Source organism: Xanthobacter nonsaccharivorans, from assembly GCF_043194755.2.
Lineage (GTDB): Bacteria > Pseudomonadota > Alphaproteobacteria > Rhizobiales > Xanthobacteraceae > Xanthobacter > Xanthobacter autotrophicus_G.
In genome coordinates this window covers 4,934,811-4,961,337 of sequence record NZ_CM195526.1, presented here as the reverse complement: position 1 = coordinate 4,961,337, position 26,527 = coordinate 4,934,811, and the positions used below count along the sequence as shown (strand labels likewise).

The 26,527-nt window shown below is 69.7% G+C and carries 28 protein-coding genes; 19 read left to right on the top strand and 9 right to left on the bottom strand.

Annotation, left to right across the window (positions count from 1 at the left end; genetic code table 11):
• Positions 1-34 precede the first annotated feature (34 nt).
• Both V5F59_RS22700 and V5F59_RS22695 read right to left on the bottom strand, forming a co-directional pair.
• Positions 35-526, bottom strand: coding sequence for a cytochrome b/b6 domain-containing protein (locus tag V5F59_RS22700; protein ID WP_509211142.1), 492 nt, complete (start codon positions 524-526; stop codon positions 35-37).
• Positions 527-542: 16 nt separating this feature from the next.
• Positions 543-1,373 carry a RibD family protein gene (locus V5F59_RS22695; protein WP_393980504.1) on the bottom strand — a complete coding sequence of 277 codons (831 nt, stop codon included), beginning with the start codon at positions 1,371-1,373 and terminating at the stop codon, positions 543-545.
• A gap of 99 nt (positions 1,374-1,472) precedes the next feature.
• Between V5F59_RS22695 and ribA the strand changes: the two genes are divergently transcribed.
• The 4 genes from ribA (at position 1,473) to V5F59_RS22675 (ending at position 5,266) form a co-directional block, all read left to right on the top strand.
• Positions 1,473-2,585, top strand: coding sequence for a GTP cyclohydrolase II RibA (ribA, locus tag V5F59_RS22690; RefSeq protein WP_393980506.1), 1,113 nt, complete (start codon positions 1,473-1,475; stop codon positions 2,583-2,585).
• A gap of 81 nt (positions 2,586-2,666) precedes the next feature.
• Positions 2,667-3,413 (top strand): SDR family oxidoreductase, encoded by a 747-nt coding sequence (locus V5F59_RS22685; protein ID WP_393980508.1) that lies wholly within the window; start codon positions 2,667-2,669, stop codon positions 3,411-3,413.
• 81 nt (positions 3,414-3,494) lie between these two features.
• A complete protein-coding gene (locus V5F59_RS22680; RefSeq protein WP_393980510.1) occupies positions 3,495-4,784 on the top strand; it encodes an SDR family oxidoreductase in 1,290 nt (429 codons plus the stop codon).
• Positions 4,784-5,266 (top strand): DUF2269 family protein, encoded by a 483-nt coding sequence (locus V5F59_RS22675; protein WP_393980512.1) that lies wholly within the window; start codon positions 4,784-4,786, stop codon positions 5,264-5,266. Before V5F59_RS22680 ends, V5F59_RS22675 begins: the two co-directional genes overlap by 1 nt.
• Here the strand turns inward: V5F59_RS22675 and recF are convergent.
• From recF to rpsT, 4 genes are all read right to left on the bottom strand, one after another.
• Positions 5,263-6,408, bottom strand: a complete 1,146-nt coding sequence (gene recF / locus V5F59_RS22670) for a DNA replication/repair protein RecF (protein ID WP_393980514.1) — start codon at positions 6,406-6,408, stop codon at positions 5,263-5,265. The genes V5F59_RS22675 and recF overlap by 4 nt on opposite strands.
• A gap of 77 nt (positions 6,409-6,485) precedes the next feature.
• Entirely contained in the window at positions 6,486-7,607 is a 1,122-nt protein-coding gene (dnaN, locus tag V5F59_RS22665) for a DNA polymerase III subunit beta (protein WP_393980516.1), read from the bottom strand.
• Positions 7,608-7,928: 321 nt separating this feature from the next.
• The gene (gene dnaA / locus V5F59_RS22660; protein WP_393981169.1) at positions 7,929-9,446 is read right to left on the bottom strand and encodes a chromosomal replication initiator protein DnaA; all 1,518 of its coding nucleotides are present in this window, start codon (positions 9,444-9,446) and stop codon (positions 7,929-7,931) included.
• Positions 9,447-10,578: 1,132 nt separating this feature from the next.
• Positions 10,579-10,845: a 30S ribosomal protein S20 gene (gene rpsT / locus V5F59_RS22655; RefSeq protein WP_393980518.1), complete on the bottom strand. Its 267-nt coding sequence runs from the start codon at positions 10,843-10,845 to the stop codon at positions 10,579-10,581.
• 301 nt (positions 10,846-11,146) lie between these two features.
• Between rpsT and V5F59_RS22650 the strand changes: the two genes are divergently transcribed.
• The 7 genes from V5F59_RS22650 to V5F59_RS22620 all read left to right on the top strand — a co-directional run bounded on the left by V5F59_RS22650 (position 11,147) and on the right by V5F59_RS22620 (position 17,777).
• A complete protein-coding gene (locus V5F59_RS22650; RefSeq protein WP_393980520.1) occupies positions 11,147-12,133 on the top strand; it encodes a complex I NDUFA9 subunit family protein in 987 nt (328 codons plus the stop codon).
• Positions 12,134-12,197: 64 nt separating this feature from the next.
• Entirely contained in the window at positions 12,198-12,935 is a 738-nt protein-coding gene (locus tag V5F59_RS22645; protein WP_393980522.1) for a phosphoribosylanthranilate isomerase, read from the top strand.
• Positions 12,932-14,143, top strand: coding sequence for a tryptophan synthase subunit beta (gene trpB, locus V5F59_RS22640; RefSeq protein WP_393980524.1), 1,212 nt, complete (start codon positions 12,932-12,934; stop codon positions 14,141-14,143). The genes V5F59_RS22645 and trpB overlap by 4 nt, the downstream gene beginning before the upstream one ends.
• Entirely contained in the window at positions 14,140-14,469 is a 330-nt protein-coding gene (locus V5F59_RS22635; RefSeq protein WP_393980526.1) for a hypothetical protein, read from the top strand. The genes trpB and V5F59_RS22635 overlap by 4 nt, the downstream gene beginning before the upstream one ends.
• A gap of 43 nt (positions 14,470-14,512) precedes the next feature.
• Entirely contained in the window at positions 14,513-15,340 is an 828-nt protein-coding gene (gene trpA / locus V5F59_RS22630) for a tryptophan synthase subunit alpha (RefSeq protein ID WP_393980528.1), read from the top strand.
• Between the two features lie 160 nt (positions 15,341-15,500).
• Positions 15,501-16,394 (top strand): acetyl-CoA carboxylase, carboxyltransferase subunit beta, encoded by an 894-nt coding sequence (accD, locus tag V5F59_RS22625; protein ID WP_393980530.1) that lies wholly within the window; start codon positions 15,501-15,503, stop codon positions 16,392-16,394.
• Between the two features lie 42 nt (positions 16,395-16,436).
• Positions 16,437-17,777 carry a bifunctional folylpolyglutamate synthase/dihydrofolate synthase gene (locus V5F59_RS22620; protein ID WP_393980532.1) on the top strand — a complete coding sequence of 447 codons (1,341 nt, stop codon included), beginning with the start codon at positions 16,437-16,439 and terminating at the stop codon, positions 17,775-17,777.
• A 104-nt stretch (positions 17,778-17,881) separates the two neighbouring features.
• Here the strand turns inward: V5F59_RS22620 and hpt are convergent, their stop codons facing one another.
• Complete coding sequence (hpt, locus tag V5F59_RS22615) at positions 17,882-18,418, bottom strand: hypoxanthine phosphoribosyltransferase (protein WP_393980534.1); 537 nt, start codon at positions 18,416-18,418, stop codon at positions 17,882-17,884.
• A 197-nt stretch (positions 18,419-18,615) separates the two neighbouring features.
• On the opposite strand from hpt, the gene V5F59_RS22610 reads away from it, so the two are divergent.
• The 7 genes from V5F59_RS22610 (at position 18,616) to V5F59_RS22580 (ending at position 24,224) form a co-directional block, all read left to right on the top strand.
• A complete protein-coding gene (locus V5F59_RS22610; RefSeq protein WP_393980536.1) occupies positions 18,616-19,554 on the top strand; it encodes a tetratricopeptide repeat protein in 939 nt (312 codons plus the stop codon).
• A gap of 56 nt (positions 19,555-19,610) precedes the next feature.
• Entirely contained in the window at positions 19,611-20,333 is a 723-nt protein-coding gene (gene tolA, locus V5F59_RS22605) for a cell envelope integrity protein TolA (protein ID WP_393980538.1), read from the top strand.
• 90 nt (positions 20,334-20,423) lie between these two features.
• A complete protein-coding gene (ftsE, locus tag V5F59_RS22600; RefSeq protein ID WP_393980540.1) occupies positions 20,424-21,083 on the top strand; it encodes a cell division ATP-binding protein FtsE in 660 nt (219 codons plus the stop codon).
• Entirely contained in the window at positions 21,070-22,077 is a 1,008-nt protein-coding gene (locus V5F59_RS22595; protein ID WP_393980542.1) for a cell division protein FtsX, read from the top strand. Before ftsE ends, V5F59_RS22595 begins: the two co-directional genes overlap by 14 nt.
• A gap of 76 nt (positions 22,078-22,153) precedes the next feature.
• Positions 22,154-22,918 carry a YdcF family protein gene (locus tag V5F59_RS22590; protein ID WP_393980544.1) on the top strand — a complete coding sequence of 255 codons (765 nt, stop codon included), beginning with the start codon at positions 22,154-22,156 and terminating at the stop codon, positions 22,916-22,918.
• Positions 22,919-22,952: 34 nt separating this feature from the next.
• Positions 22,953-23,780, top strand: a complete 828-nt coding sequence (locus V5F59_RS22585) for a lysophospholipid acyltransferase family protein (RefSeq protein WP_393980546.1) — start codon at positions 22,953-22,955, stop codon at positions 23,778-23,780.
• Positions 23,781-23,813: 33 nt separating this feature from the next.
• Entirely contained in the window at positions 23,814-24,224 is a 411-nt protein-coding gene (locus tag V5F59_RS22580) for a hypothetical protein (RefSeq protein ID WP_393980548.1), read from the top strand.
• Between the two features lie 13 nt (positions 24,225-24,237).
• Here V5F59_RS22580 and V5F59_RS22575 read toward each other — a convergent pair whose 3' ends face one another.
• Positions 24,238-24,927: a gamma-glutamylcyclotransferase gene (locus tag V5F59_RS22575; protein WP_393980550.1), complete on the bottom strand. Its 690-nt coding sequence runs from the start codon at positions 24,925-24,927 to the stop codon at positions 24,238-24,240.
• Between the two features lie 112 nt (positions 24,928-25,039).
• Between V5F59_RS22575 and V5F59_RS22570 the strand changes: the two genes are divergently transcribed.
• Positions 25,040-26,104: a DUF2125 domain-containing protein gene (locus V5F59_RS22570; protein WP_393980552.1), complete on the top strand. Its 1,065-nt coding sequence runs from the start codon at positions 25,040-25,042 to the stop codon at positions 26,102-26,104.
• A gap of 19 nt (positions 26,105-26,123) precedes the next feature.
• Here the strand turns inward: V5F59_RS22570 and V5F59_RS22565 are convergent, their stop codons facing one another.
• Positions 26,124-26,519, bottom strand: coding sequence for an SH3 domain-containing protein (locus tag V5F59_RS22565; RefSeq protein ID WP_393980554.1), 396 nt, complete (start codon positions 26,517-26,519; stop codon positions 26,124-26,126).
• Positions 26,520-26,527 lie beyond the last annotated feature (8 nt).

Here is a 26,527-nt window from a genome sequence, read left to right as displayed (position 1 = left end):
CTGTGCTGCAATGCAATAGGTGTGCTCAGCCGGCTCAGCGCGAAATGGATGGCAGCATCCGCGACAGTATCCCGTCGCGCTTGATGAAGCCGTGCCAAAGCCCGACGCCGATGTGCACGACGAGAAGGCCGGAGATCGTGTAGCCGAGTCGCGCATGCCATGTGCCGAACAGGTCGGCGAGGGCGTCGTCCTTCCTGATGATGTCCGGCAAGTTGAACAGTCCGAACACGCTCACCGTCGAGCCGAAGGCGTTGGAGGCGAGCCACCCCAGCACGGGCATCCCGAGCAGCAGCGCATAAAGCGCGTAGTGCACCGTCTCCGCCACCCGCCATTGAAGCACAGGCAGGCTTGCCGGCGGTGGTGGCGGCGGGATGAGCAGGCGCACGGTGACGCGGACCACGGCGAGGCAAAGGATGGTGAAGCCGATGGAGCGGTGCAGGTCGAACAGCTGATCCTGGGCGGGTCCCGACGGCATGTTCATCATGATGAATCCGGCGGGAATCACGGTGAGCACCAGCGCCGCCATGATCCAGTGCAGCCGCCTAGCCGGCGGCGCGTAGGGAATGGGCTGGGGCGTGGGCGCTTGGGGTGTCGGGGTTGGGGTCACGGGATGTCGCCTCCGTTTCACCTGTTGCCGGCTGCGTGCCCGAAAGGTCGCATTCGAACAGCACGTCCCCGTCCGGGAAGACCTCGACCCGCGTGGGCGGCCGCAGGGCATCGGCGAGACTGTCGCACGCGCTGCGCTCGAGGCCGATGCGCCCCGCGCCGAGGATGACCGGGGACACGAAGATGTGAAGCCGGTCGATGGCTCCGGCATCGAGGAATGACCTGAGCGTGCGCGGCCCGCCCTCCACGAGGATCCGGGAAAAGCCATGCCCCAGCAATGCCTTGAGGATGGCGGCGGGGGACAGGGCGCCGGCGCCGTCCATCGGCACGACCTCGATGTCGGGGGGCGGCGGGGTCGACACGCCCGGTCGGCGCACCACCAGGCGTCGGGCGCCATCCGCCTGGAAGCAGCGGGCGTGGGGATCGGCCCGCCCGGAGGGATCGATCACCACCCGCGCAGGGCTGCGGCCGGCGGTCCGCCGCACCGTGAGCAGGGGATCGTCGGCCATCACGGTGCCGACCCCCACCACAACCGCATCCACCGAGGCCCGCAAGGCGTGCAGGTGGTCGAGGGCATGCGGGCCGTTGATATACTTGGATTCTCCGGATGTGGTGGCGATCCGCCCGTCCAGGGACTGGCCCAGCTGGGCGATCACGAACGGTCGTTCGGCCAGCGCATCGCCCTTGCGCACGCTTGCGGGTGTCGCCACCTCCTCCGGGCCGGGAGCATGGCGCCCGGGCCGTCGTTGCGCGGTCATCTCATCCATCGGTGCGGTCCTGCCGTAAGCGTCGCATATGGCAGGAACGCCAATACACGGATTTTGTTACGTTCCGGCCTTCGGCGCGGATCGCTTTGAGAGGTCGACATGACGCTTGCGATAGACGGTCTCGGCCTTGCCCGCGCCTCGGGCGAGATCGCGGTGGAGCGTGCGCTCGCCGAGGTGCGCGCGGGCCGTGCCGTGCTTCTGGAGGGACCGGGAGCTGCCGCCCTCGTCATGGCCGCGGAGACCTTCGAGGCGGTCGCGGCGGATGCGCTCGGGGCCTTGGGCGCGGGTGACGCCCGTCTGGTTCTGCCGGCGCCGCGCCTGACGCGGCTCGGGGCGGCGCGCGAGAAGTCCGGCTCCGTCGCTCTGCCGCGGCTAGACGCGTCGCGTATCGCCCATCTCGCCCTGTCCATCGACGCGCATATCGATGCTCCGGTCGCTCCGGCGTCCGATTTCGATGCGGCCGCGCTGGAGCTGCTGCGCCTCGCCTTGGTGTTGCCGGCGGCTGTTGTCCTCACCCTGCCGGCGGCGGCGACGGAGGGCGCGGTTCGCGTCCGGCTTGAAGACGTGATGGCCTACCGCGCCACGCAAGTGGCACAGCTGCGCATGGTCGGCCGCGCCCCGGTGCCCCTTGAGGGGGCGGGGGAGACGGAGTTCGTGGTGTTTCGGGGCGGCGAGGGCTTGCGCGACCAGGTGGCCATCGTGGTGGGTCGGCCGGACCTGTCGGGGCCCGTCGCGGTGCGGCTGCATTCCGCCTGCCTCACCGGCGACCTCTTCGGCTCGCTGAAATGCGATTGCGGCGACCAGCTGCGCGACACCGTGCACCGCATGGCGGAAGGGCAGGGCGGCATCCTGCTCTATCTGGACCAGGAAGGCCGCGGCAACGGCATCTCCAACAAGATGCGCGCCTACGCTCTGCAGGCGCAGGGTTTCGACACCTTCGACGCCGATGCGGCCCTCGGCTTCGGCCTCGACCAGCGCCGGTTCGACTTCGCCGCGGAGATGCTGCGCCAGCTGGGGGTGCGGACGGTGCGCGTCTTCACCAACAACCCGCTGAAGATCGCCGCTTTGAAGGCGGGCGGGCTCGACGTGGTGGCGGACCAGCGGGTGCTCGGCCGGCCCACGGCGGAGAATGTCCGTTACCTCGCCTCCAAGCGCGACCGCGCCGGTCACTACATCGATTTCGACAGCCTCGCCGCCCGCGTGCCGGATTGAGGTGCCGAGGGGAGTTGTCGCCGCTCCTCAAAACGATTTAATACCCCCCGGCAACGCACAGGAAAAAGGGGAGGAGCGGCCATGAGCAGGAAGATCGCCATTGTCACCGGAGCGGGCTCGGGCGTGGGACGCGCCGTCGCGGTGGCGCTTGGCGCGGCCGGCTATGCAGTGGCCCTCGCCGGTCGCCGGCTGGAGGCGCTGGAGGAGACGGTGGCCGGCATGCCCGGCGCGGACACCTTGTGCCTGCCCACGGATGTGACCGATCCCGATTCGGTGCGCACGCTCTTTGCCGCCACCGTCGAGAAGTACGGCCGTCTGGACCTCCTGTTCAACAATGCCGGCACCGGTGCCCCCGCCGTACCGATGGAGGATCTCACCTTCGCCCAGTGGAAGGCGGTGGTGGACACCAATCTCACCGGTCCCTTCCTGTGCACGCAGCAGGCCTTCCGGGTGATGAAGGCGCAGACGCCGCGCGGCGGACGCATCATCAACAACGGCTCCATCTCCGCCACAGCGCCGCGGCCTTTCTCGGCCCCCTACACCGCCACCAAGCACGCGATGACCGGCCTCACCAAGTCCACCTCGCTGGACGGCCGCGCCCATGACATCGCCTGCGGGCAGATCGACATCGGCAACGCCGACACGCCCATGGCGCAGAGGATGAAGGTTGGCGTGCCGCAGGCCGACGGCTCCATCAAGGCCGAGCCGGTGATGGATGTCGCCCATGTGGCGAGCGCGGTGGTCTACATGGCCAGCCTGCCGCTGGAAGCCAACGTGCAGTTCATGACCGTGATGGCCACCAAGATGCCGCTCGTCGGCCGCGGCTGATGGTGCAGGTGACAGGACTCCCAAGCCTGAGGTAAGCCGAAACGGCCGGCACGACCCATGTGCCGGCAGTCAGGATTTGCCATGCGTGTCGCGGTGCTGGGCGCGACCGGCCTCATCGGTTCCGCCGTGGTGGCGCGCCTGCGGGCGGACGGGCACGAGGTGCTGGGCATGGCCCGCTCCGTTGCCGGGGCCGCCGCAAGCCGCCCGGATGTGCGGTGGCTCGCCCTCGACGTCGCCCGCCTGTCCGCCGTAGCGCTCGCCGGCCATCTCGCGGGCATGGATGCGGTGGTGAACTGCGCCGGCCTGCTCCAGGATGCGCCGGGCGAAAGCGTCCGCGCCATCCACGAGACCGCCGCGGCGGCGCTGGCGCAGGCGTGCCTGGCCGCCGGCGTGAAGCGCATCGTCCAAATCTCGGCCATCGGTCTCGACAGCGCGACGCCTACTGCTTTCTCGCGAACCAAAAGGGCGGGCGACGCGGCCCTTCTGGCGAGCGGGCTCGACGTGGTGGTGCTGCGCCCGGCCGTGGTGGTGGGGCGTCAGGCCTATGGCGGCAGTGCCCTGTTCCGCGGCCTCGCCGCGCTGCCCATCCTGCCTGTGGTGCCGGGCACCGGCACCCTCGACATCGTGCAGCTCGATGATCTGGCCGAGACCATCGCCTATTTCCTGCGGCCCGGCGCTCCGGCCGGGATGGTGCTTGACCTGCCGGGCCCGGAGCATCTGGCCTTTGCGGATGTGATCCGCCTCTACCGGCGCTGGCTCGGCTATCGTCCGGCACGGGAAGTGATCCTGCCGCTGGCGATGGCGTCCGTCCTCTTCCGCCTCGGCGACCTCGCCGGCTTGTTCGGCTGGCGCCCGCCGATGCGCACCACCATCCTCACGGAGATCCGCCGCGGCGCCTCGGGTGATCCGGCGACCTGGACGAGGATGACCGGTATTGCGCCCCGCTCCCTGTCGGCGGCGTTGACCGCGGAGCCCGCCGGGGTGCAGGAGCGCTGGTTTGCGACTCTGTACCTGCTGAAGCCCCTGGTCCTCATCACGCTCGCGCTCTTCTGGGCCGTCACCGGCATCCTGTCGCTGGGGCCCGCATTGCCGGCGGGCCACGCGATCCTGGTGGAGGCGGGCGCCGGCGCGCTGGCGCTGCCGCTGGCAGTCGCAGGAGCGCTGGCCGACCTGGCGATTGGCATGGGCATCGCCTTGCGCAAGACGGCGCGCATGGCCTTGGGCGCGGGGCTCGGCCTCAGCCTGTTCTATGCCGCCTCGGCCACCCTTCTCGCGCCGCACCTGTGGGCGGACCCGCTGGGGCCGCTGGTGAAGATCGTGCCCATTGCCATGTTGCACGTGGTGGCCCTCGCTTTGCTGAGGGACCGCTGATGACCTATTTCGTCCTGAAGTACCTGCATGTGATCGGCGCGACCGTGCTGCTGGGCACCGGGGCCGGGATCGCCTTTTTCATGGTGGCGGCCCATCTCACGGGGGAAGCGGTGAAGGCGGCGGCGGTCGCGCGCATCGTAGTGCTGGCGGATTTCGTCTTCACGGCCACCGCCGTGCTGCTGCAGCCGGTCACGGGGGGACTGCTCGCCATGACGGCCGGCTATCGGCTGGGGGAGGGGTGGATCGTGCTGTCGATCCTGCTCTATCTCCTGACAGGCGCTTTCTGGCTGCCCGTGGTGTTCATGCAGATGCGCATGCGGGACCTGGCGGAAGCGGCTGCCTTGGCCGGGGTAAGCCTGCCGGCGGCCTATCACCGGCTGTTCTGGACCTGGTTCGCCTTCGGCTTTCCCGCCTTTGCGGCGGTGCTCGCCATCTTCTGGCTCATGATCGCGCGGCCGGACGTTTCGGTCTTCACGTTCTAGGCCGGTGCGATCCGGCCGGGGGAGATGCTGAAGCGCTCAGCCTGCTCCAGGGCGGCGAAGGCCGTGGGGTCGGCCCCTGTCATCCAGACCTGCGCGCCGAGGCGGCGCAGCGCCTGGAACAGGCCTGCCCGCCGGGCGGCGTCCAGGTAGGCCACCACGTCGTCCAGAAGCAGCACCGGCGAGAGCCCCTGCATGGCCCCCACCAGCCGCGCATGGGACAAGGTGAGGCCGATGAGCAGGGATTTCTGCTCCCCCGTGGAGCAGCGCGCCGCGGGCAGGCGTTTCTCACCATGGCTCACCGACAAATCCGTGAGGTGGGGGCCTTCCAGCGTGCGCCCGGCGGCGCGGTCGCGCGGACGGTTGTCACGGAGCACGGCGCGGTAGCGGTCTTCCACCTCCAGCGCCGGATGGGTGGCGAGCAACCGCTCCACGGCGCCGTCGAGGGCGATCCCGGCAAACGGGAAGGGGGAGGCCTCGTCGCGATGGGCGATGATCTCCGCCGCGAGGCGCGCCACCGTCTCCAGCCGCGCCGCCGCCACCGCCACCGCGAGCTCAGCCACCTCGTGCTCCACCGCATCGAGGAAGCGGGCCGAGCCGTTCTCCTCCAAGAGGCGGTTGCGCGAGCGCAGGGCGCGCTCAAGGCCGTTCACCCGTGTGCCGTGGGCGCCATCCACCGCCAGCACCAGCCGATCGAGATAGCGGCGGCGGTCGCCCGGCGGACCAAGGAACAGGCCATCCATCTCCGGCGTCAGCCAGAGCACCTTCAGATGATCGAGGAAAGCGTTGGCGGAGGAGGCGGGTTCCCCATCGATGCGGCAGCGCCGCTGGCTGCCATCCTGTGCCGGGTCGAACCCGGTGCCGAGCCGGGCCTCGCCGAGCGCGCCATCCACGAGGGCGGACACCGCCCAGGCGGCGGAAGCTGCGTCCTCGCCGAGGTCCGCCTCCCGTTGGCCGACCTCGGCCAGCTGGGCGCGTCGAAGACCGCGGCCGGGAGACAGGAAGGAGACGGCTTCGAGAACGTTGGTCTTGCCGGCGCCGTTGGGGCCGGTGAGCACCACGGGGCCCGCGCCGACGCTCAGCTGCGCCCCCGCATAGGAGCGGAAGCGGGTGAGGGTGAGCTTGCGGACGGTGGCGCGGAGCATGGCGGCGCATCAGGGCTGGGCAGGCGCCGGCCGGAGGCGGTCCCCGGCAGGCGCGTCGCTTCCGTGCCCCTTCAGCCTCACACCCGCATGGGCATGAGGACGTACAGCGCGTCGGTCTTGGTGGAATCGCGCACCAGCGTGGGCGAGCCGGGGTCGGCGAGCTTCAGCTCCGCCGTGTCGCCTTCGAGCTGGGAGGTGATGTCCAGCAGGTAGCGGGAGTTGAAGCCGATATCGAGGGGTTCGGCGGCGTAGTCCACCTCCAGCTCCTCGGTGGCGCTGCCCGAATCGGGATTGGTGACGGACAGTGTCATCTTGCCGTCCCCGAGCGACAGCTTCACCGCGCGGCCGCGTTCGCTGGACACGGTGGACACGCGGTCCACCGCGGCGGCGAACTCGTCCTTGTCCACGTTCAGGATCTTGTCGTTGCCCTGCGGGATCACGCGGCCATAGTCCGGGAAGGTGCCGTCGATCAGCTTCGAGGTGAGGACGATGCCGCCCACCTGCACCCGGATCTTGGTGCTGGAGAGCGAGATGGTGGCCTCCGCCTCCTTGTCCTCCAACAGCTTCTGGATTTCCGCGACGGTCTTGCGCGGCACGATCACGCCCGGCAGACCGGCAGCGCCGGCCGGGGCTTCCAGCTCGGCCTGGGCGAGGCGGTGGCCGTCGGTGGCGACGGCGCGGAGCATGGACTTGCCGGCGGCGCCCTCGGTCACGTGCAGGTAGATGCCGTTCAGGTAATAACGCGTCTCCTCGGTGGAGATGGCGAACTGGGTCTTGTCCACCAGGCGCCGGAACTCCGCGCCCTTCACCTTGAAGGTATGGGAGAATTCCCCCGCGGCGAGGTCCGGGAAGTCGGCTTCCGGCAGGGTCTGGAGCGAGAAGCGGGCGCGGGAGGCGCGCACCGTCAGGGTGCCGCGGTCGCCGCCAGCCTCGAGCTGAACTTGGGCGCCTTCAGGCAGCTTCCGCACGATGTCGTAGAGAACGTGGGCCGGCACGGTGGTGGCGCCCGCCTGGCCGATTTCCGCCGGCACGCTCTCCACCACCTCGAGGTCGAGGTCCGTGGCTTTCAGCTCCAGCCCGCCCTTGCCGGCCTTGATCAGCACGTTGGCGAGGATCGGGATGGTGTTGCGCCGCTCCACCACACGGTGCACGTGGCTGAGCGATTTGAGAAGTTCGGCGCGCTCGACGGTGACCTTCATGGTCTGGGCCCGTTCACTCTTCGCTCTGAGCCGGCCTGCCGCGGAAGCCTTCGGATTCCGCCGGCGGGGTCGCCTCGAGATTCAGGGATGGAGCACGCAGGCCCTTCCGACTGCCGCTGCGGCCGGACGGAACGTGCACCGGTGTGGCTGCCGCGCTGCAACGAGAACATCGCCGCGCGGGGCGCCCGAACGAACGGGCGCCGGGCCGCAGACATTGCCGCCCGCTGAGCGCCAAGGCAAGGGTTGGACGGCAGGAGCCGGGCGGAATTTTAACGCGACCGGTGCCGCGCCGGGTCCGTCCCAGGGGACGGACGAGCCGCCTCAGGCCTCCAGCACGAGCCGCTTCAGCACCTCGATTTCCTCCGCCAGGGCACGATCGCTGGACACCAGGCCATCGATCTTGCGCACGGCGTGGAGCACCGTGGTGTGGTCGCGCCCGCCGAAGCGCCGGCCGATTTCCGGAAGCGAGCGCAGGGTGAGCGTCTTGGCGAGATACATGGCGATCTGGCGCGGCTTCACCACCGTGGCGGTGCGGCGCTGGGAGAGCAGGTCCGCGCGCGTGACGTTGTAGTGCTTGGCCACGACCCGCAGGATGTCGTCCACGCGCACCCGCTTGGGGTCGGTGGGACGGATGAGGTCCTTGACCGCATTCTCCGCCATCTCCAGCGTCACCGGCTCGCCGGTCAGCTGGTTGAAGGCGAGCAGCTTGTTGAGCGCGCCGTCGAGGTCGCGGCCGCTCTGGCCCACGCAGCGGGCGAGGAACTCGAGCACCGGGGCGGGGACGGTGAAGCCGCGATGCAGCTCGGTGAGGGTCTGGTAGCGGGCCTTCAGGATTTCCAGCCGCAGGTCTTCCTCCAGCGGGCCGAGCTCTACCACCAGACCGCCGGCGAGGCGCGAGCGCACGCGCTCGTCAAGGTGCTCCAGGTCCCCGGGCACGCAGTCCGCAGCCACCACGACCTGCCGGCCGCCGTCGAGCAAGGCGTTGAGGGTGTGGCAGAATTCCTGCTGGAGGTTGTTGCCCTTCAGGAACTGAAGGTCATCGATCACCAGGGTGTCGATGGTGCGCAGCGTGTCCTTGAAGGCGATGGCCGAATGGCTCTTCAGCGCGGCGACGAAGCCGTACATGAAGCGCTCGGCGGTGAGGTAGGTGGTCCGGCGGCCGTGAAGGGCGCCGGCGCGCGCCACCGCCTGCAGAAGGTGCGTCTTGCCGAGGCCGACGGCCGCATGGAGATAGAGGGGGTTGAAGATCGGCGCGGTGCCGCTGGCCGCCTCGGCCACCTGCCGGGCGGCGGCGAAGGCGAGCGAGTTGGACTTGCCCACCACGAAGCTCTCGAAGGTGAGGCGCGGGTCCAGGGGCGAGCCGGAGGCCACATCGCCGACGATGGCGGATTCGCGACCTTCCGAACGCCCCTCGGCGCTGCGGGCGGAATCGGGCCGGGCATCGGCGGGGCGCGCCTCGGCACGGGCGTCCTGGGCGCGGCTATCCTGGGCACGGCCGTCCGGCTGGCGCGCCTGGGGGCCACGCGTCTCGGGGCGCTCGGTTACCACCTCACGCGGGGCGCTCGCCTTGAGGGCCACCGGTCGGGCGAAAGCATTGCGGACGGACAGGTCGACGCGGCGCCGGGCGCCGCTCTCCTCGGCCCAGATGTCGGCGATACGCGGCAGGTAGTTGTCCTGGATCCACGATTTCAGGAAGCGGGTCGGCACCGAGAGGCGAATCGTATCGCCGGTGAGGGCGTCGAGGTCCATGCGCGCGAACCAGCTCGTGAACTTCTCCTCCCCGATCTCCTCGCGCAGGCGCTGACGCACGCGCTCCCAAGGTGTCGAGGCGCAATCCATGCCGACGGTCTCCGCAAGGGCGGGCTGAAAGGAGGAAGAGCCGGCGCGCGAGGCGTCCGGGGAATGAGGCTTGAGCATAAAGCTCCGTCCGCCCGCAAGGCGGTTCCCTGGTTGTGACGCAAAAGCCCTTCGCGCCCTCGCGGGCTGCGCGGCTTCGTGCGGATATGGTTGAATCGGTTCGGCGGTGTCTCTCAGGAGACTTCAGGCTTCAGCGCACTTTCATGCGCGAACCTTGACGGCGTCGAACGGGGGGCAGCACGGCACGGTCGGAGGGCTTGCGCTTGCCCCGGAGCCCGCGAGATGCGGAACCGCAGGGGGAAAGCCAAAATGCGCTGCATCCGCTGCCGCGTTAATCCCAGAAGTCATAGCCGCCCCATTCCCGCCGATGAAAAACCATCGGCAGCTTTTGGATTCAAGCAGATTTTTGTTTGTTCTCAAACGTGCCCAGAGTGGGACCTGATGTCCACTCTCAGCATAGCTGCGACGGACGAAGCTTCCAGCTACGCGCGGTACGTAAGAATACGAAGGGGGAATAGGTGAATACAGACAAAACAGCCCCCTCCTCATCCACGAAGAGCCTAGAGATCTTCAGTCTGTCGGTGAAGTCCGGTGTCGCTCCCGGAGTGGGTCTGAACATACACAGGCCCTCTGAGGGGTGCAACGCCTTTCCCCCGCGCCGTGGGATAACGGGGGTAAGACCCCCGGCGTCCCGTCTTGCAAACATCCTGAAGTCAGCCGGCAAACCTCTGTTGCTGCAACGAGATTCCCTCGCCTGTCCGAACCTCCCGCGTTGGCGGCCGTTGCGTCGCCCCTGGTCATCAAGTACCGGAGGAAAGGGGCCGTTGCGGCCCTTCTTCGAGCCTTTGCCTCTAAGCTCTTCACCGGGATGTTTTTTTTCTGAGCGGCCCGGGGGGAGGATGCGGTGCCGGCAAAGGGGCGCCCGACATGCCCCCTTGACGGTCGGAGGGAATCGGCTTCTGCCGTCCGCCGGGCGTGTCTGCGGCAAGCCGCCGCCCGGCGGGGGCTCCCGGGAGCCGGACGCGCCGCCAAAAGAGTTCTCGGGCTGGCGCAAAGCAAAAGGCCCGGCGTGACCGGGCCTTTACAGAAAGTCAGTCTGTTTGACTGATCTAGATCAGGCGCTGAGCTTCTTCACACGCGCCGCAAGGCGGGACACCTTGCGGGAGGCGGTGTTCTTGTGAAGCACGCCCTTGGTAACGGCGCGCATGATCTCCGGCTCGGCCGCCTTGAAGGCCGCGGTGGCAGCCGTGGCGTCGCCCGTCGACAGCGCGTCCTCGAGCTTGCGCAGGTAGGTGCGCACGCGGGACCGGCGAGAGCGGTTCACTTCGGTGCGGCGCGCGATCTTGCGCACCGCCTTCTTGGCGGAAGGCGTATTGGCCATCGGCCATCCTTGCTGGTTCGCGCCCGGCGGGAAAGGGTCATACGGCCCTGCCGCGTCGCGCATGAATGACGAAGTCTGCCGGCGACTTGCGCCGCCAACGAAGTGCCGGGCTTATAGTGGGGACGCGCGCCTGCGTCAACTCACCGTCGCGAGAATCCGGGCCGGCCGGCGGCGTTGCGGCGCCTTTACGGATGCTGCCCGCATCGCGTATGTGCTGCGCGCACTCTATATAGAGGACTGTCGGCGCGGTTCGCAGGTCCGGCAGAGGGCCGGCACGGGGCCGGCAAGGCGGGGGTTCGGCATGAGCGATGTGACGGTGACCGATCGTCCGGTGAACGAGAGCCTGGTGACGGTGTTCGGCGGGTCGGGCTTCCTCGGCCGCCACGTGGTGCGCGCGCTGGCCATGCGCGGCTACCGCGTGCGGGTGGCGGTGCGGCGGCCCGAGCTCGCCGGCTTCCTCCAGCCCCTCGGCTTCGTGGGTCAGGTCCAGGTCTCCCAGGCCAACGTGCGGTATCCGGAGAGCGTCGCCCGCGCCGTGGACGGCGCCGAGGCGGTGGTGAACCTCGTGGGCGTGCTGGCCGAGGGTGGACGCCAGAGCTTCGATGCGCTTCACGTCTTCGGCGCCCGCGCCATCGCCGCGGCGACCGCGGCCCAGGGCGCGCCGCTGGTCCACATCTCCGCCATCGGCGCCGATCCCGGCTCGCCGTCCGGCTACGGCCGCAGCAAGGCGGAGGGCGAGGCCGCGGTGCGGGCCGCGGTGCCCGATGCCGTCATCTTCCGCCCCTCCATCATGTTTGGGCCGGAGGATACTTTCTTCAACCGCTTCGCCGCCATGGCGCGCCTGTCCCCGGTGCTGCCGCTGATCGGCGGCGGGGCCACCAGGTTCCAGCCGGTGTTCGTGGGCGATGTCGCCGTCGCCGTGCTCAAGGCCGTGGACGGCAAGGCGCAGGCCGGCGCCACCTACGAATTGGGCGGGCCCGAGGTGCGCACCTTCCGCGAGCTCATGGAGCTGATGCTGCACGAGATCGGCGCCAAGCGCATCCTCATGGACCTGCCGTTCGGCCTCGCGGATCTCATCGCCCGGCTGACCCAGTGGGCTCCGGGCGCGCCGCTGACCACCGACCAGGTGGCCATGCTGCGCGTCGACAACGTGGTCTCCGAGGCCGCCAGGGCGGAGGGCCGCACCTTCGCCGGGCTGGAGCTCTCGCCGACGGCGCTCGCCGCGGTGCTGCCCACCTATCTCTGGCGCTTCCGCAAGGCCGGACAGTTCACCCGCGTGGAGACGTGACCGGGACGCGCCGCGTCCCGCCCGCCGGCCCCGGGGGCAGGCGGTAGCCGCAAGGTTTCAAGTGATGGGAAGCGACGATCGGCGCCTCGAGGTGAAGATCTGCGGCATCAAGACCGCGGAAGCCCTGGACGCTGCCCTGGCGGCGGGGGCGGATCTCGTGGGGTTCGTGCACTTCCCGAAGAGCCCCCGTCATCTGTCCCTCGCCGAGGCGCCCGCGCTCGTCGCCCGCGTCGGCGGCCGGGCGAAGGTGGTGGCGCTGCTGGTGGACCCCGACGATCCCCTGCTGGAGCAGGTGGTCGCGGCCTTCTCTCCCGACATCCTGCAACTGCACGGACACGAGACGCCGGAGCGGGTCGCCGCCATCCGCGCGCGTTTCGGCCTGCCGGTGATGAAGGCCCTGCCGGTGGGCCGGCGGGAGGACCTTGCCGTCCTGCCCGCCTATGCCGGGGTCGCCGACCGCATCCTGTTCGACGCCAAGCCCGATCCCGGCGCGCTGCTGCCGGGCGGCAACGGGCGCCCGTTCGACTGGCGCCTCGTCGCCGGCCTTGACGTCGGTCGTCCACTCATGCTTTCCGGTGGGCTCAATGCCGACAATGTGTCGCAGGCCCTCGCCGAGGCCCGGATGGACGGGGTGGACGTATCGTCTGGTGTGGAAGATGCCCCCGGCGTGAAGAGCCCCGAGAAGATCCGCGCCTTCGTCGCTGCGGCCCGTCGCGCCGTCGCCGGCTTCTCCGACAAGCCCTTGCCCGCCGCCGGCGCGGACGGGCCCGAAAATCTCTCATCGAAAGTGCGTGCGTCGTGACCGCTCTGAATTCCTATCGCACCGGCCCGGATCACCGGGGACATTTCGGCATCCATGGCGGGCGCTTTGTCGCCGAGACGCTGATGCCGTTGATCCTCGACCTGGAGCAGGCCTACGAGGTGGCGAAGGCCGATCCCGCATTCCACGCCGAGATGGCCGGCTATCTCACCCATTACGTGGGCCGGCCCTCGCCGCTCTATTTCGCCGAGCGCCTCACCGCGCATCTCGGCGGCGCCAAGGTCTATCTGAAGCGCGAGGAGCTGAACCACACCGGCTCCCACAAGGTGAACAACGTGCTCGGCCAGATCATGCTGGCCCGCCGCATGGGCAAGCAGCGCATCATCGCCGAGACCGGCGCCGGCCAGCACGGGGTCGCCACCGCCACCCTGTGCGCGCGCTTCGGGCTGAAGTGCGTGGTCTACATGGGCGCGGTGGACGTGGAGCGCCAGGCCCCCAACGTGTTCCGCATGAAGATGCTGGGCGCCGAGGTGGTGCCCGTGCAGTCCGGCTCGCGCACCCTGAAGGACGCCATGAACGAGGCGCTGCGCGACTGGGTGACCAACGTGCACGACACCTTCTATTGCATCGGCACGGTGGCCGGCCCGCACCCCTATCCGGCCATGGTGCGCGACTTCCAGTCCATCATCGGCCGCGAGACGCGCGCGCAGATGCAGGAGATGGAGGGCCGGCTGCCGGACAGCCTCGTCGCCTGCGTGGGCGGTGGCTCCAACGCCATGGGCCTGTTCCATCCCTTCCTCGACGATCCCTCGGTGGAGATCTTCGGCGTGGAGGCGGCGGGCCGCGGCCTCGATACCCATGAGCATGCCGCGTCCATCGCCGGCGGCCGCCCGGGCGTGCTGCACGGCAACCGCACCTATCTGCTGATGGACGGCGACGGCCAGATCACCGAGGCCCACTCCATCTCGGCCGGCCTCGACTATCCCGGCATCGGGCCGGAGCATTCCTGGCTGAACGACGTGGGCCGGGTGACCTATCTGTCCTGCACCGACCAGGAGGCGCTCGACGCCTTCCAGCTGCTGACCCGGCTCGAGGGCATCATTCCCGCGCTGGAATCCGCCCATGCGATTGCCAAGGTGGTCGAGCTCGCGCCCAAGCGGCCGGCCGACCACCTCATGGTGGTGAACCTCTCCGGCCGTGGGGACAAGGACGTGCCCCAGGTGGCGGAGATTCTGGGGACGAGACTATGAAGCCTTTCTCCACCCTTCTCGCCGGCCTTCTCCTCGTGGTTGCCGGGCCGGCGCTCGCTGATGCGGCCACCCTGCAGCTCACTCCCGGCAAGGTGTTCACCGATGCGGCCGGCGCCTATGTGAGCGTGGCGGTGAAGAATACCGGCAGCGCCACCGTGGCCGAGGCCTACGTGACCTGCGAGTTCTTCGCCGGCAGCCGCTCGCTCGGCAAGTCCTCCACCACCCTGTTCTCCATCGTGGGCGGCGTGACCGGGACGGACCAGGTGCGCCTGCTCGGCGGGACCTCCGCCAAGAGCGCCAAATGCGCCATCACCGGCCAGAAATAGGGCGTTCCTCGCCCTCCCTTCTCCTCCCCATCCAGGCAGGCCAATGACCACCCGTATCTCCACCCGTTTCGCCGCGCTGAAAGAGGAAGGCCGGCCCGGCCTCGTCACCTTCGTCACGGCGGGCGATCCGGACGGGGAAACCTCCCTCGCCATCCTGAAGGCGCTGCCGGGTGCGGGGGCCGACGTGATCGAGCTTGGCGTGCCCTTCACCGATCCCATGGCCGACGGCCCGGCCATCCAGGCGGCGGGCCTGCGCGCGCTGAAGGGCGGGCAGACCCTGGCCAAGACCATCGGCATGGTCCGCGCCTTCCGCGAGGAGGACCAGCTCACCCCCATCGTCCTCATGGGCTATTTCAACCCCATCTATGTCTATGGAGTTGAGCGCTTCCTCGCCGACGCCAGGGATGCGGGCGTGGACGGCCTCATCGTGGTGGACCTGCCCCCCGAGGAGGACGACGAGCTGTGCATCCCGGCCCTCGATGCCGGGCTCGACTTCATCCGCCTCGCCACGCCCACCACCGATGACAAGCGCCTGCCGGCGGTGCTGAAGCACACCGCGGGCTTCGTCTATTACGTCTCCATCACCGGCATCACCGGCTCGGCCACGCCGGACGCGGATGCGGTGGCGTCGGCGGTGAAGCGCATCAAGGGCCACACCGACCTGCCGGTGGCCGTGGGCTTCGGCGTGAAGACGCCCGAGCAGGCCGCCGCCATCGCCGCGGGGGCCGACGCGGTCGTGGTGGGCTCGGCCCTGGTGGAGGTGGTCCGCCGCACCCTCGATGCCCAAGGCAAGGCCACCGCAAACACCCTCCAGGGCGTCGTCGCCCTCGCCGAGGAGCTTGCCGACGCGGTCCGCTCGGTCCGGAAGTGAGGAGCCGGGGCGCCGCCACCCCGTCCTTTTCCGCCATTCCGGAGGCGTGTGACCATGAGCGCCGCATCCTGCCGCACTTTCGCCGCGGCGTCCTTGGCATTACATGGAGACGCGCCGGTGTGCGCTGCAGCGCCGCCGTCCGCCTGCCGGAGATGATCCCGTGAACTGGATTTCCAACGTCGTCCGCCCCAAGATCCGCGACTTCCTGGCGCGGCGCGAGGTGCCCGAGAACCTCTGGGTGAAATGCCCTGAGACGGGGCAGATGGTGTTCCACAAGGATCTCGAGGCGAATCTCTACGTCATTCCCGCATCCGGCTACCATATGCGCATGGATGCGGTGACGCGGCTGAAGGCCACTTTCGACAACGGCGTCTATGAGGAGGTGCCGCTTCCGGAGGCTGCCACCGATCCGCTCAAGTTCCGCGACGAGCGCCGCTATATCGACCGGCTGAAGGACGCCCGCGCCAAGACCGGCTACCAGGACGCGGTGAAGGTGGCGACCGGCCAGCTCGACGAGCTGCCGGTGACCATTGCCGTGCAGGACTTCGGCTTCATGGGCGGCTCGCTCGGCATGGCCGCCGGCGAGGCGGTGGTGAAGGGGCTCGAGACCGCGGCGCAGAAGGGCACGCCCTTCATCATGTTCGCGGCCTCCGGCGGCGCGCGCATGCAGGAGGGCATCCTCTCCCTCATGCAGATGCCGCGCACCACGGCAGCCATCCAGGAGCTGCGCGAGGCGAAGAAGCCCTACATCGTCGTACTCACCAACCCCACCACGGGCGGCGTCACCGCCTCCTATGCCATGCTGGGGGACGTGCAGATTTCCGAGCCCGGCGCCCTCATCGGCTTCGCCGGTCCGCGCGTGATCGAGCAGACCATCCGCGAGAAGCTCCCCGAGGGCTTCCAGCGTGCCGAGTATCTGCGCGACCATGGCATGATCGACATGGTGGTGCACCGCCACCAGATGCGTGAAACCCTGGGCCGCCTGTGCCGCCTTCTTATGAAGGCGCCGGCCCTCCCGCCCAAGGGACGCCTGCCGCGCCCCGAGGCTGCCTGACGACTTGAAGCGGGGCGGCCCTCCGTCCCGGCCGGAACGACGATGGCCCTGCCCCAGCCCGCCCACGCCACGGACGAGATCCTCTCCCGCCTCGCGGCCCTGCACCCCAAGAAGATCGACCTGTCGCTCGCGCGGATGGAGCGGCTGCTGGAGGCGCTCGGCCATCCCGAGCGGCGCCTGCCGCCGGTGATCCACGTGGCCGGCACCAACGGCAAGGGCTCCACCATCGCCTTCATGCGGGCCATGCTGGAGGCGGCGGGGCAGCGGGTGCACGTCTACACCTCGCCCCACCTGGTGCGCTTCAACGAGCGCATCCGCCTCGGCGCGGCCGGGGGCGGCACCCTCGTTTCGGACGCGGCCCTCGCGGACGCCCTCGACCGGGCGGAGGCGGCCAATGCCGGCGCCCCCATCACCCTGTTCGAGATCACCACGGCGGCCGCCTTCATCCTGTTCGCGGAGCATCCGGCGGACGTGCTGCTGCTGGAGGTGGGGCTCGGCGGGCGGCTCGACGCCACCAATCTGGTCGAGCGGCCGCTGGCCAGCGTCATCACCCCGGTGTCCATCGACCATGTGGATTTCCTCGGCCCCACCGTGGAGAGCATCGCCGCCGAGAAGGCCGGCATCATCAAGCTGCGCGCGCCGGTGGTGGTGGGCGCGCAGCCGCCGGAAGCCCTGGCGGTGATCGAGCGGGTCGCCGCGCGGAAGTTCGCGCCCCTGTTCGTGCGCGGCCAGCAGTGGCACGTGCAGGAGGAGGGCGGCCGGCTCGTCTATGCCGACGAGGATGGCCTGCTCGACCTGCCGCGGCCGCGCCTCGTGGGGCCTCACCAGATCGACAATGCCGGTCTCGCGGTCGCCACCCTGCGTGCCGTCAAGCTCCCGGCGGCGCATGATGCGGGCCTGCTCCAGGCGGGAATCCTGCGCGCAGACTGGCCGGCACGGCTGCAACGCCTCGTCAACGGCCCGCTGGTGGCGCGCGCGCCCGCGGGCGTGGAGGTCTGGCTCGACGGCGGGCACAATGCGGCCGGCGGGGCCGCCCTCGCCCACGCCTTGTGCGAGCTGGAGGAGCGCTATTCGCGCCCGCTGGTGCTCATCCTCGGTATGCTGGGCACCAAGGATGTGACGGGTTTCCTCGCGCCGTTCTCGGGCCTGGTGCGCGAAGCGATCGCGGTGCCGGTGCCGGGGGAGCACGCGGGCCTGAAGCCGGAGGATGTCGCGGCAGCGGCCGCCGGCTTGGGCATTCCCGCCAGTGTGGCGCGGGATGTGGGCAGCGCGCTGGAGCGCATCGGCCGGGCGGCGGTGGTGCCGCCGCCGCGGGTGCTCATCACCGGCTCGCTCTATCTCGCCGGCGCGGTGCTCGCCGCAAACGGCGCGGAGCCGGCCTGATGCCGAAGCGCGCTGCGCTCGACTGATCGTATTTCAGCTAAGCAGGCCGGCGGGCGAGCGCGCCACCGTGCCGACGCGTCAGCATCCGCACCTGCCATGAAGCCTCACTCCAGCCCCTGGATGTGCCCGATGAAGGGCAGCTGGCGGCAGGCGTGGGCCACGTCCATGCCATAGCCCACCACGAACACGTCCGGGCAGGTGAAGCCCACGAAGTCGGCCTGGATCTGCACAGCCCGCTTGCCGGGCTTCTCCAGCAGCACGCACACCAGCACCCGCCGCGCCCCGCGGGCCATCAGCAGGTCCTTGGCAAAGGCGAGGGTGCGCCCCGATTCCAGGATGTCGTCGATGAGCAGCACGTCGCGGTCACGCACGTCGCTCTCCACATCCTTCAGGATCTCCACCTGGCCGGAGGAGATGGTCGCCTCCCGGTAGGAGGACAGGTGCATGAACTCCACCTCCGGCGACAGGCCGGACGTGTGCATGGCACGGAGCAGGTCGGCAGCGAAGATGAAGGAGCCTTTCAGCACCGCGACGGCGAGCAGCCGCTCCGGCGCGAGCGTCGCGATCTCGGCGGCAAGGGCGTGGTTGCGGGCGGCGATGCGGTTCTCGTCATAGAGAACGGTGATGTTCGGCAGATGCATGGTTCCTCGTCGCAAGGCGCGCGAGCATGGACCCTCCGGGCCGGTGCGTCCAGACGGGGGGCATTCCGGCCGCGGATGTCTCCGCAAGGTGCGCTCGGCCTTCAAAAGCTGGCAAATATCTCCAACCTAACTTTTGGTTGCAGCGGGCTGCCTGCTCTGGTCCAATGTCGCCATTGCCGAGCTTGAAGGTTGCCAGAATGCTGGATCGTCCGGTTCCGCAGCCAGAGTTCGCTCGTCCCAATCCGGTGCGAGCGCTGGTGTGGGTGCTGGCGGGGGCGCTCCTCACCATCGGGGCGGGGATCGTCGCCTATCTCCTCTATGTGGAAGACAGGAAGTACGACCCGATCTACGCGCGCCTCGGCATGGCGCCTATTCCCAAGATCATCGCCAACATTCCCATGGTGAGCGAGAAGCTGGCGCGGTTGTCGGCCAATCCCTGCAGCAATATCGAAACCTCCGCGCTCGCCGATGCCCTGGCGGATGCGGGGCGCAAGGACCTCGCCTCGTCGGTGCGGCGCGGCCACAGCCGGCACTGCCTCGTCGCCGTTCCCGGAAATGTGACGCCTGCGGACCTTCTCGCCACCGTGATCGAGACGACCAGCAGCGCCGATACACGACGCCTGGCCCGTCAGGTGCAGGACAATCTTTGCAATCCCCAAGCCCTGCTCGCTCTCGTCACGCGGCTGAGCCAGGGGCAGAACAGCAGGGCGGCGGCAGGACTGGGCGATGCCTTTCTTGCCAATTGCGGAGCGGACAACGGCATCGCCTACCAGACGACGATGGCCTATTACGAGGCGGGCGATGCCGCCAAGGCGTTGCAGATGGCCCGGGCGAACGAGCGCCTCACCCCCAACACGGCCCTCTGGCCGGCCTGGATCGGCCGTTCCCTCATGAAGCTCGGCCGCTATTCCGAAGCCGCGGACGCCTTCCAGCGCTCGCTCACGCTGTGGAGCAACCCCTCCAACGTGGTGTATGCCGAATTCTGGAACGCATCCAACGCCTTGAAGATGGCAGGCCGCTATTGCGATGCCATGAAGCCACTCGTGCAATACGTCAGCTACGCCCCGGTGGAGCGGAGCACGCCACAGGTGCAGAAGGAGCTGGAGACCTTGGCGGGTCTCGGCAAATGCCCCTGATGACGGCCCATGCGGTCCGCTTCCGGGGCTGGGGGGAGAGGCTGGGGGAGAGGCGCATGTGGAGGGCCATCATCCTGGGTCCCGCCCTGGGCGGGCTTCTCATCCAGCCCGCCTGCGCGGATTATGCGCTGGCCTTCGGGCGCAGCGGCAAGCGCTGGGCCTATGGCTCCATCCACAGCGCTCCCACCATCGAGGCGGCGCGCAGATCCGCCCTCGAGGGCTGCGACCTCAAGGGGTGCCAGGTGGTGATGTCCGGCCGGGGCCATTGCGTCGCCCTGTCGGTGGCGCGGGAGAACGGGTTCGCGGCATGGACCTCCGGCGAGGACATCCACCAGGCGCGCGAGAAAGCGCTGGTGGATTGCAGCGAGGGGGGGCGCAAGTGCTCCATCCAGACCGCCTTCTGCGACGTGCCGCAGCAGACCTCTGCCGCGCCGGCGGCCGCGGCGTTGCCAAAGCGCCAGCCGCCGCCCCCTGCGAGCCCGGTCGACGGCCTGTCGGAATTCCGGTCCGCGGTGCGCCGGTGCTGGTCGTTCGGCGCCGGGGAGTTCCCCGCGCGAACGAAGGCGGTGGTTTCCGTCGCGCTCAACCGCGACGGCTCGCTCGCCTCCAGCCCAACCCTGGTCGCGGCGGACATCGGCGAGAGCGCCGCCGCCTTCGCCCTCGCGCTGATGCGCGCCATCAACCGTTGTGCGCCTTACACGCTCCCCTCGACGGGCTATGACCAGTGGAAGGCGATGCGGCTCGAATTCACGCCGGACGGGCTGCTCGCCCTCAACTGACCGCCTCGCATGGCTGGCGGTGGCAGGCGTCCACGCTTGGTTTATGTTTGACCGCTACGCAACGGCGCGATTCGACCAAGGGGTGGGGCGTTGGTCCGGTTCGAGAATGTCGGCCTGAGATACGGGATGGGCCCCGAAGTGCTGAAGGACGTCTCCTTCGGCATCGAGCCCAATTCGTTCCAGTTCCTGACCGGCCCGTCCGGCGCGGGGAAGACGACGCTCATGCGCCTGCTCTTCCTTTCGCTGAAGCCCACGCGCGGGCTCATCACCCTGTTCGGGAGGGATGTGTCCTCCCTCGACCCGGACGAGGTGGCGGTGCTGCGCCGGCGAATCGGCATCGTGTTCCAGGATTTTCGCCTGCTCGACCACCTCACCACCTATGAGAACGTGGCTCTGCCGCTGCGCGTGCTCGGCAAGGAGGAAGCCGCCTACCGTGCGGAGGTGACGGAAATCCTCCAGTGGGTCGGCCTCGGCGATCGCATGCAGGCGTTGCCGCCGGTGCTCTCGGGCGGCGAGAAGCAGCGCGCCGCCATCGCCCGCGCCCTCATCGGCCGGCCCGAGTTCCTGCTGGCGGATGAGCCCACGGGGAATGTGGACCCGACGCTGGCGCGCCGGCTGCTGCGGCTGTTCATCGAGCTCAACAAGTCGGGCACCTCGGTGCTGCTCGCGACCCACGACATTGCGCTCATGGACCAGTACGACGCCCGCCGCCTCGTGATCGCCGACGGACGCCTCTATGTCTACGACTGACCCTGGCCGCGCCAAGGCCGGCCCCCCTTCCGGCATCGTGCCCGGCGGATCCGCTCCGGCCAAGCCCGCCAAGGCGGGCGAGGCGCCGCGCCCGCGCAGCGGGCGGGGCCAGGCCTCCATCGTGCCCTCGGCCACCATCGCCGGGCGGGCGCTGGTGGCGGTGGTGGCCATCATGACCTTCCTTGCCGGACTTACCATCGGCACCGCGCTCGCCGTGCGCGGCACCGCCAGCCAGTGGCGCGCCGACGTGACGCGGGAAGTCACCATCGAGATCCGCGCCGGCGACCGGCAGACCACCGATGCGCAGGTGCAGGCCGCGGCGGACATCGCTCGCAAGACCCCGGGCATCGGCGATGCCCACGTCCTCACGCCGGAGGAGACGGCCAAGCTGCTGGAGCCCTGGCTCGGCTCCGGCCTTGATCTCGCCGATCTGCCGGTGCCGCGCGTGGTGGTGCTGAAGCTGGACGGGGCCGGCGCCGCCGACCTCGCCCGCCTGCGCCGCACGCTCACCGACAAGATCCCCACCGCCACGCTGGACGACCACCGCGGCTGGTCCCGCCGCCTGGTGGCGGTGACCGACGGGGTGATGCTGGTGGGCGTGGTGCTGCTTGCCCTGGTGGGGCTCGCGACCGTGCTTTCGGTGGTGTTCGCCACCCGCGCCGCGGTGGCCACCAACCGCGCCGTGGTGGAGGTGCTGCATTTCGTCGGCGCGCGGGATGGCTTCATCGCCGCCCAGTTCCAGCGCCATTTCCTGAAGATCGGCGCGCAGGGCGGCCTGATCGGCGGGCTTGCCGCCACCGCCGTGTTCGGGCTCGTGGCGCTGCTGCCGCGCCTCGGCCTCGGCAGTGACCCGGAGGTGCCCGCCGTGTTCGGCTGGCTGCATCCGGGCATCTGGGGCTTTCTCGGCATCGCCGCGGCGGTGGTGGTGGTGGCGCTGGCGACCGCGCTCACCTCGCGGGTCACCGTTTACCGGACGTTGAGGACAATCCAATGATTGTCGCCCACGACGGGCGATGCCGGGGATGTCCTCGCCTCCGCCGCATTCCACAGGCATGGTCCGGAGCATGACCATGTCCAAGGCGGATGGCCGTATGGCGCCGTGCCGGGAGGGCGCGCAGGAAAGCGGGGGAGGACGGGCAGGGGATGGCCGCGCCCGCCGCCGCACCATCCTGCGCCGCATTCTGACCGTGCTCGTGCTGTCCGTGGGCCTCGTCGGAGTGGCTGGGGTCGCAGGCTTCCTCGCCTTCACCGCACAGATTTCCCCGCGCGAGCCGCTCACCGTTGCCGTGAAGCCGGCGGATGCCATCGTTGTGCTCACCGGTGGGCCCGCCCGGATCCTCGACGGCTTGGCCCTGCTGACGGACGGGCGCGGGCGGCGGCTGCTCATCTCGGGCGTGAACCCGTCCCTCTCCGCCGAGGATCTCAGCCGCGTGCTGCCGGACGGTGAGCGCCTCATGCGCTGCTGCATCGATCTCGGCCACAAGGCCCTGAACACGCGGGGCAATGCCATCGAGGTCGCGGAGTGGGCGCGCGGCCGCAGCTTCCGGTCCCTGGTGGTGGTCACGTCCGCCTGGCACATGCCGCGGGCGATGATGGAGCTTGCGCGCGTCTTGCCGGAAGTGGACCTGGTGGCCTATCCCGTGGTCGCCACGACGCAGCAGACGGAGCGGTGGTGGAGCGATTTCGCCACGGCGCGGCTGCTCATCAAGGAATATGTGAAGTATATCATGGCGATGGTGAAGATCCGGCCGGCCCAGGCGCTGGCCGGCCCGGCGGATGCTCCGGCGTCGGCCCTTCTCCACGCCGCGCCGGTGGAGGCCCGCGTCTCCCGGTGACGCGGCCCCGGCCGGGGCCATGGAGGAGACCCGTGTGCTGACCGCCCGCTTGCCGACCATCCTGCGTTCCCTCCTCTTCCAGATCGCCTTCTACGTGGCGACGACGCTCTATCTCCTCGTCCTGCTACCGGCCCTGCCGTTCATCTCCCGCCGCGCCCTCTGGCGTGCGGGAGTGTTGTCGTGGGTCAGGACGAACAATTGGCTGTTGCGCGTCATCGCCGGGGTCAGGGTCGAGTTTCGCGGGGTGGAGAACATTCCGCCGGGCCCGCTCCTCATCGCCGCCAAGCACCAGTCGGCGTGGGAGACCTTCGCGCTCCTGCCGCTGTTCTCCGATCCGGCCTTCATCCTGAAGAAGGAGCTGATGCGCATCCCGGTCTTCGGCTGGTTCGCCGCCAAGGCGCGGATGATCCCCATTGACCGCAGGGCCGGTGCCTCGGCGCTGAAGGACATGACCCGTCGCGCCGTGGCGGACCTTGCCGAGGGGCGGCAGATCCTGATCTTCCCCGAAGGCACGCGCCGCGCCCCCGGTGCGCCGCCGGCCTACAAGTTCGGCGTGGCGCACCTTTATTCCAGCCTGAAGGCGCCGTGCCTGCCGGTCGCGCTCAATTCCGGGCTCTACTGGTCGCGCCGCGCCACGTTGCTCCAGCCGGGCACGATCCGGGTGGAGATCCTGCCGCCCATCCCCCCCGGCCTCGGCCGGGCGGCCTTCCTCGCCCGCCTCGAACGGGACATCGAGACCGCCAGCGACCGGCTGCTGGAAGAGGGGCTCGACGAGCTCGGCGAGCGCGCCCCGCGGCATCTGGCGGAGCGTCGCGCGAGGGCCGATTCATCCCCGCTGTCCACCCCTGTGGAAAACTCTTGATCGAGGGGCAGGGATCGTTCTAGTTTCGTTCTCATGAACGCAACTGATTCGCTCCTCGTTCCCCTTGTGGATGCCGGTGGCCTCAACGGCCTCAAGCACGGTGCCCTCGGTGCGCGCTACCGCTTCTGGCGCGACGAAGACGGCGTGCGCCATGTGTTTTCCGTCTATCCGGCGGATGCTGCCCCTGATTATCCACACGCCCTTGCGGTGGTGGCTCGCCGCACCCCGGCCGGTTCCATCGCCATGTGGGCCGGCCCGACCGGGGAGGCGGCGCAGGCTGCCGCCGCCCGCCTCCGGGCCGATGAAGTCCACATCCATGTGTTCGGCGAGGAGGAGGCCGCCCCCGCGCTGCGGCGCCTGTTCGCGCGGCCGGCCTGCGTCCCGCCCCTGCCGCTGGTTCCGGCCCTGCCGGCACCCTGCTTCAGCAAGCGTCACGCCGCCTGATGGAGCACCCCGCTTAAACCGGCGGGGTCTCGTCCTCGCCGGAAGGGGCGTCGTGGGGCAGCGCGTGCTCCTGGTGGAGATGCCGCGCGATCCAGCTGAGGTCCCCATCGGTGATGCCCAGGGTCTCGAGGGCCGCGACGGTGGCAAGTACATAATCCCCGTTCGGGCCGGACTTGCCGTGTGAGCGGCGGACGAGGTGAAGCTGGTCGTCCCGCGAGAGGCCCCGCGCATATTGCACATGGCCGCGATTGGCGATGTAGGCCACCGCCGGAACGACCCGTCCCGAGCCGTCCCGCAACTGGAGGCGCCGGACCACCTCGCGATAGACGCCTGAAATCTGCTCGCGGGCGATGAGATAGGCATGGGTCTGCGGCCACTCCGCAGCCGCCACCCGATAGGCGATGCCCCGACAGGAGCCGCCGAGGTCCAGCCCCAGCACGAGCCCCGGCTTCTCGGGTGTGCCGCGGTGGTGGAAGGAATAGATGCACAAGGAGCGGTGCGCGCCCACGAGCTGTGCCTCGCAGCGCTCGGCAAAGGCAAAGCCCGGGTTCCACATGAGGGAGCCGTAGGCGAAAACCCACCTGTCGCCGTCCGCATCGCCCTGGGCCGCGTGACCCCTCGCCCCCGCTTCGGTCGCGTTTGCGGCCGATCCTGGCAGGTCTGCAGCGGCGAGGCCGGAACCGGTGCCTTCTTCCTCGACCATGGCGGAGCCCGACGCTCCTCAGCGTTGACAGATGCGCGTGTCCGTCGCCTAACAGCCGGAACGGTCCACCGCAAGCTCAAGGCGGGTTCGGACACAAGCCTCAAGGACGCGCATGACTGCTCCAGCCGCCCCCTCGCCCCGCCCCAAACCCTGGCTCGTCATCGTTCCCCTGTCCCTGCTGGTGATCCTCGGCGTGGTCTGGAGCGGGCTCTGGTTCTATGCGGCCAACCGGGCGGAGCGCGAGATCGACGCCTGGATGGGGCGCGAGGCGCGACTCGGCCGGATATGGAGCTGCGGCGAACGCAGCCTCGGCGGCTTCCCCTTCCGCTTCGAGCTGCGCTGCGCCAAGGCGACGCTGGAGACGCGCGGAGGCGACGCCATGCGCTTCACCGCCGTTTCCGCCCATGCGGTGGCGCAGGTGTGGGCTCCCAACCATCTGGTGGCGGAGTTCCAGGCCCCGGCGCGGGTGGAGGACCTCAATACCGGTACTGCCTACGCGGCCAACTGGTCTCTGCTGCAGATGAGCGGCGTGGGCGATCTCTCCGGCCGCCCGGAGCGCTTCTCGCTGCAGGCCCACGACCTGAAGCTGGAGCAGCCCCAGGCCGGTGGCGCGCCGGCCACGTCCCTGGTTTCCGCCCGCCTGTTCGAGTTCCATGCCCGCCGTGCGCCCGCCACCGATGGCAAGCCGGACGGGGTGGACTACGCCTCCGGCCTGCTCGGCGGGGAGAGCGCGCTGCTCGCCGCCTTCGGCATTTCCGGACCGGTGGACATGTCGCTCCAGGGCACCGTCACCGCCTCGGCGGACCTGCGTCCCATGCCGGTCGCCCAGCGGCTGAAGGCGTGGGCCGACGCAGGCGGGGTGGCCCGGCTCGACCGCTTCGTCATCACCGCGCCGAAGGTGGCCACGTCCGCAACCGGGATCGTGGCGCTCGATCCCCAGGGCCGCCTCAACGGCAAGCTCGATCTTGGCTTCGCGGGGATCAACGAGCTGGTGCAGGGGCTGAACAAGGCCGGGGCGATTCCGAAGGAAGTGGCGCCCATCGTCGGGGCCCTCGCCATGGTGGGGAAGCCGGGGACGGTGGAAGGCCGCAAGGGCACCACCTTCGCCCTGGGCTTTGAAACCGGCACGCTGAAGCTCGCCGGCTTCCCGGTGGGCGTCGTGCCCAGCCTGTTCTGAGGCGGGGCGCGCCGGCCGGCTATTTGGCGGGCTTCGGCGGCTCCTTGTCCGGAGCATCCTTGGCGGCGTCCTTGGCCGCCTCCTTGGGGGCGTCGGCCCATTCGCGCAGGAAGGCGCCGATCACCCAGCCCGTGTCGCCGCCATCGGTGCGCACCTTGCACCAGCGGCGCTCGGAGCTGAGCCGCTTGCAGCCGAGATTGGCGAGGCGCGCCCCAGCGGGCACCGCGCCGAGGGTCTTCTGTGCCTCGCCCGGCTCCGTCTTGAGGGTGAGGGTGGTACCCTTCGGCAGGCCGGAGACGGACCAGAAGTCCGGGCCTCCCGTCTCGCTGTCGGCGGACTCGCCGGCCACGGCCGCACCGGCCAGCACCAGCGTCGTGACCAGCCCTGCGAGGCAGAGCGTTGCGCGTCGTTTCATCCTGTGCC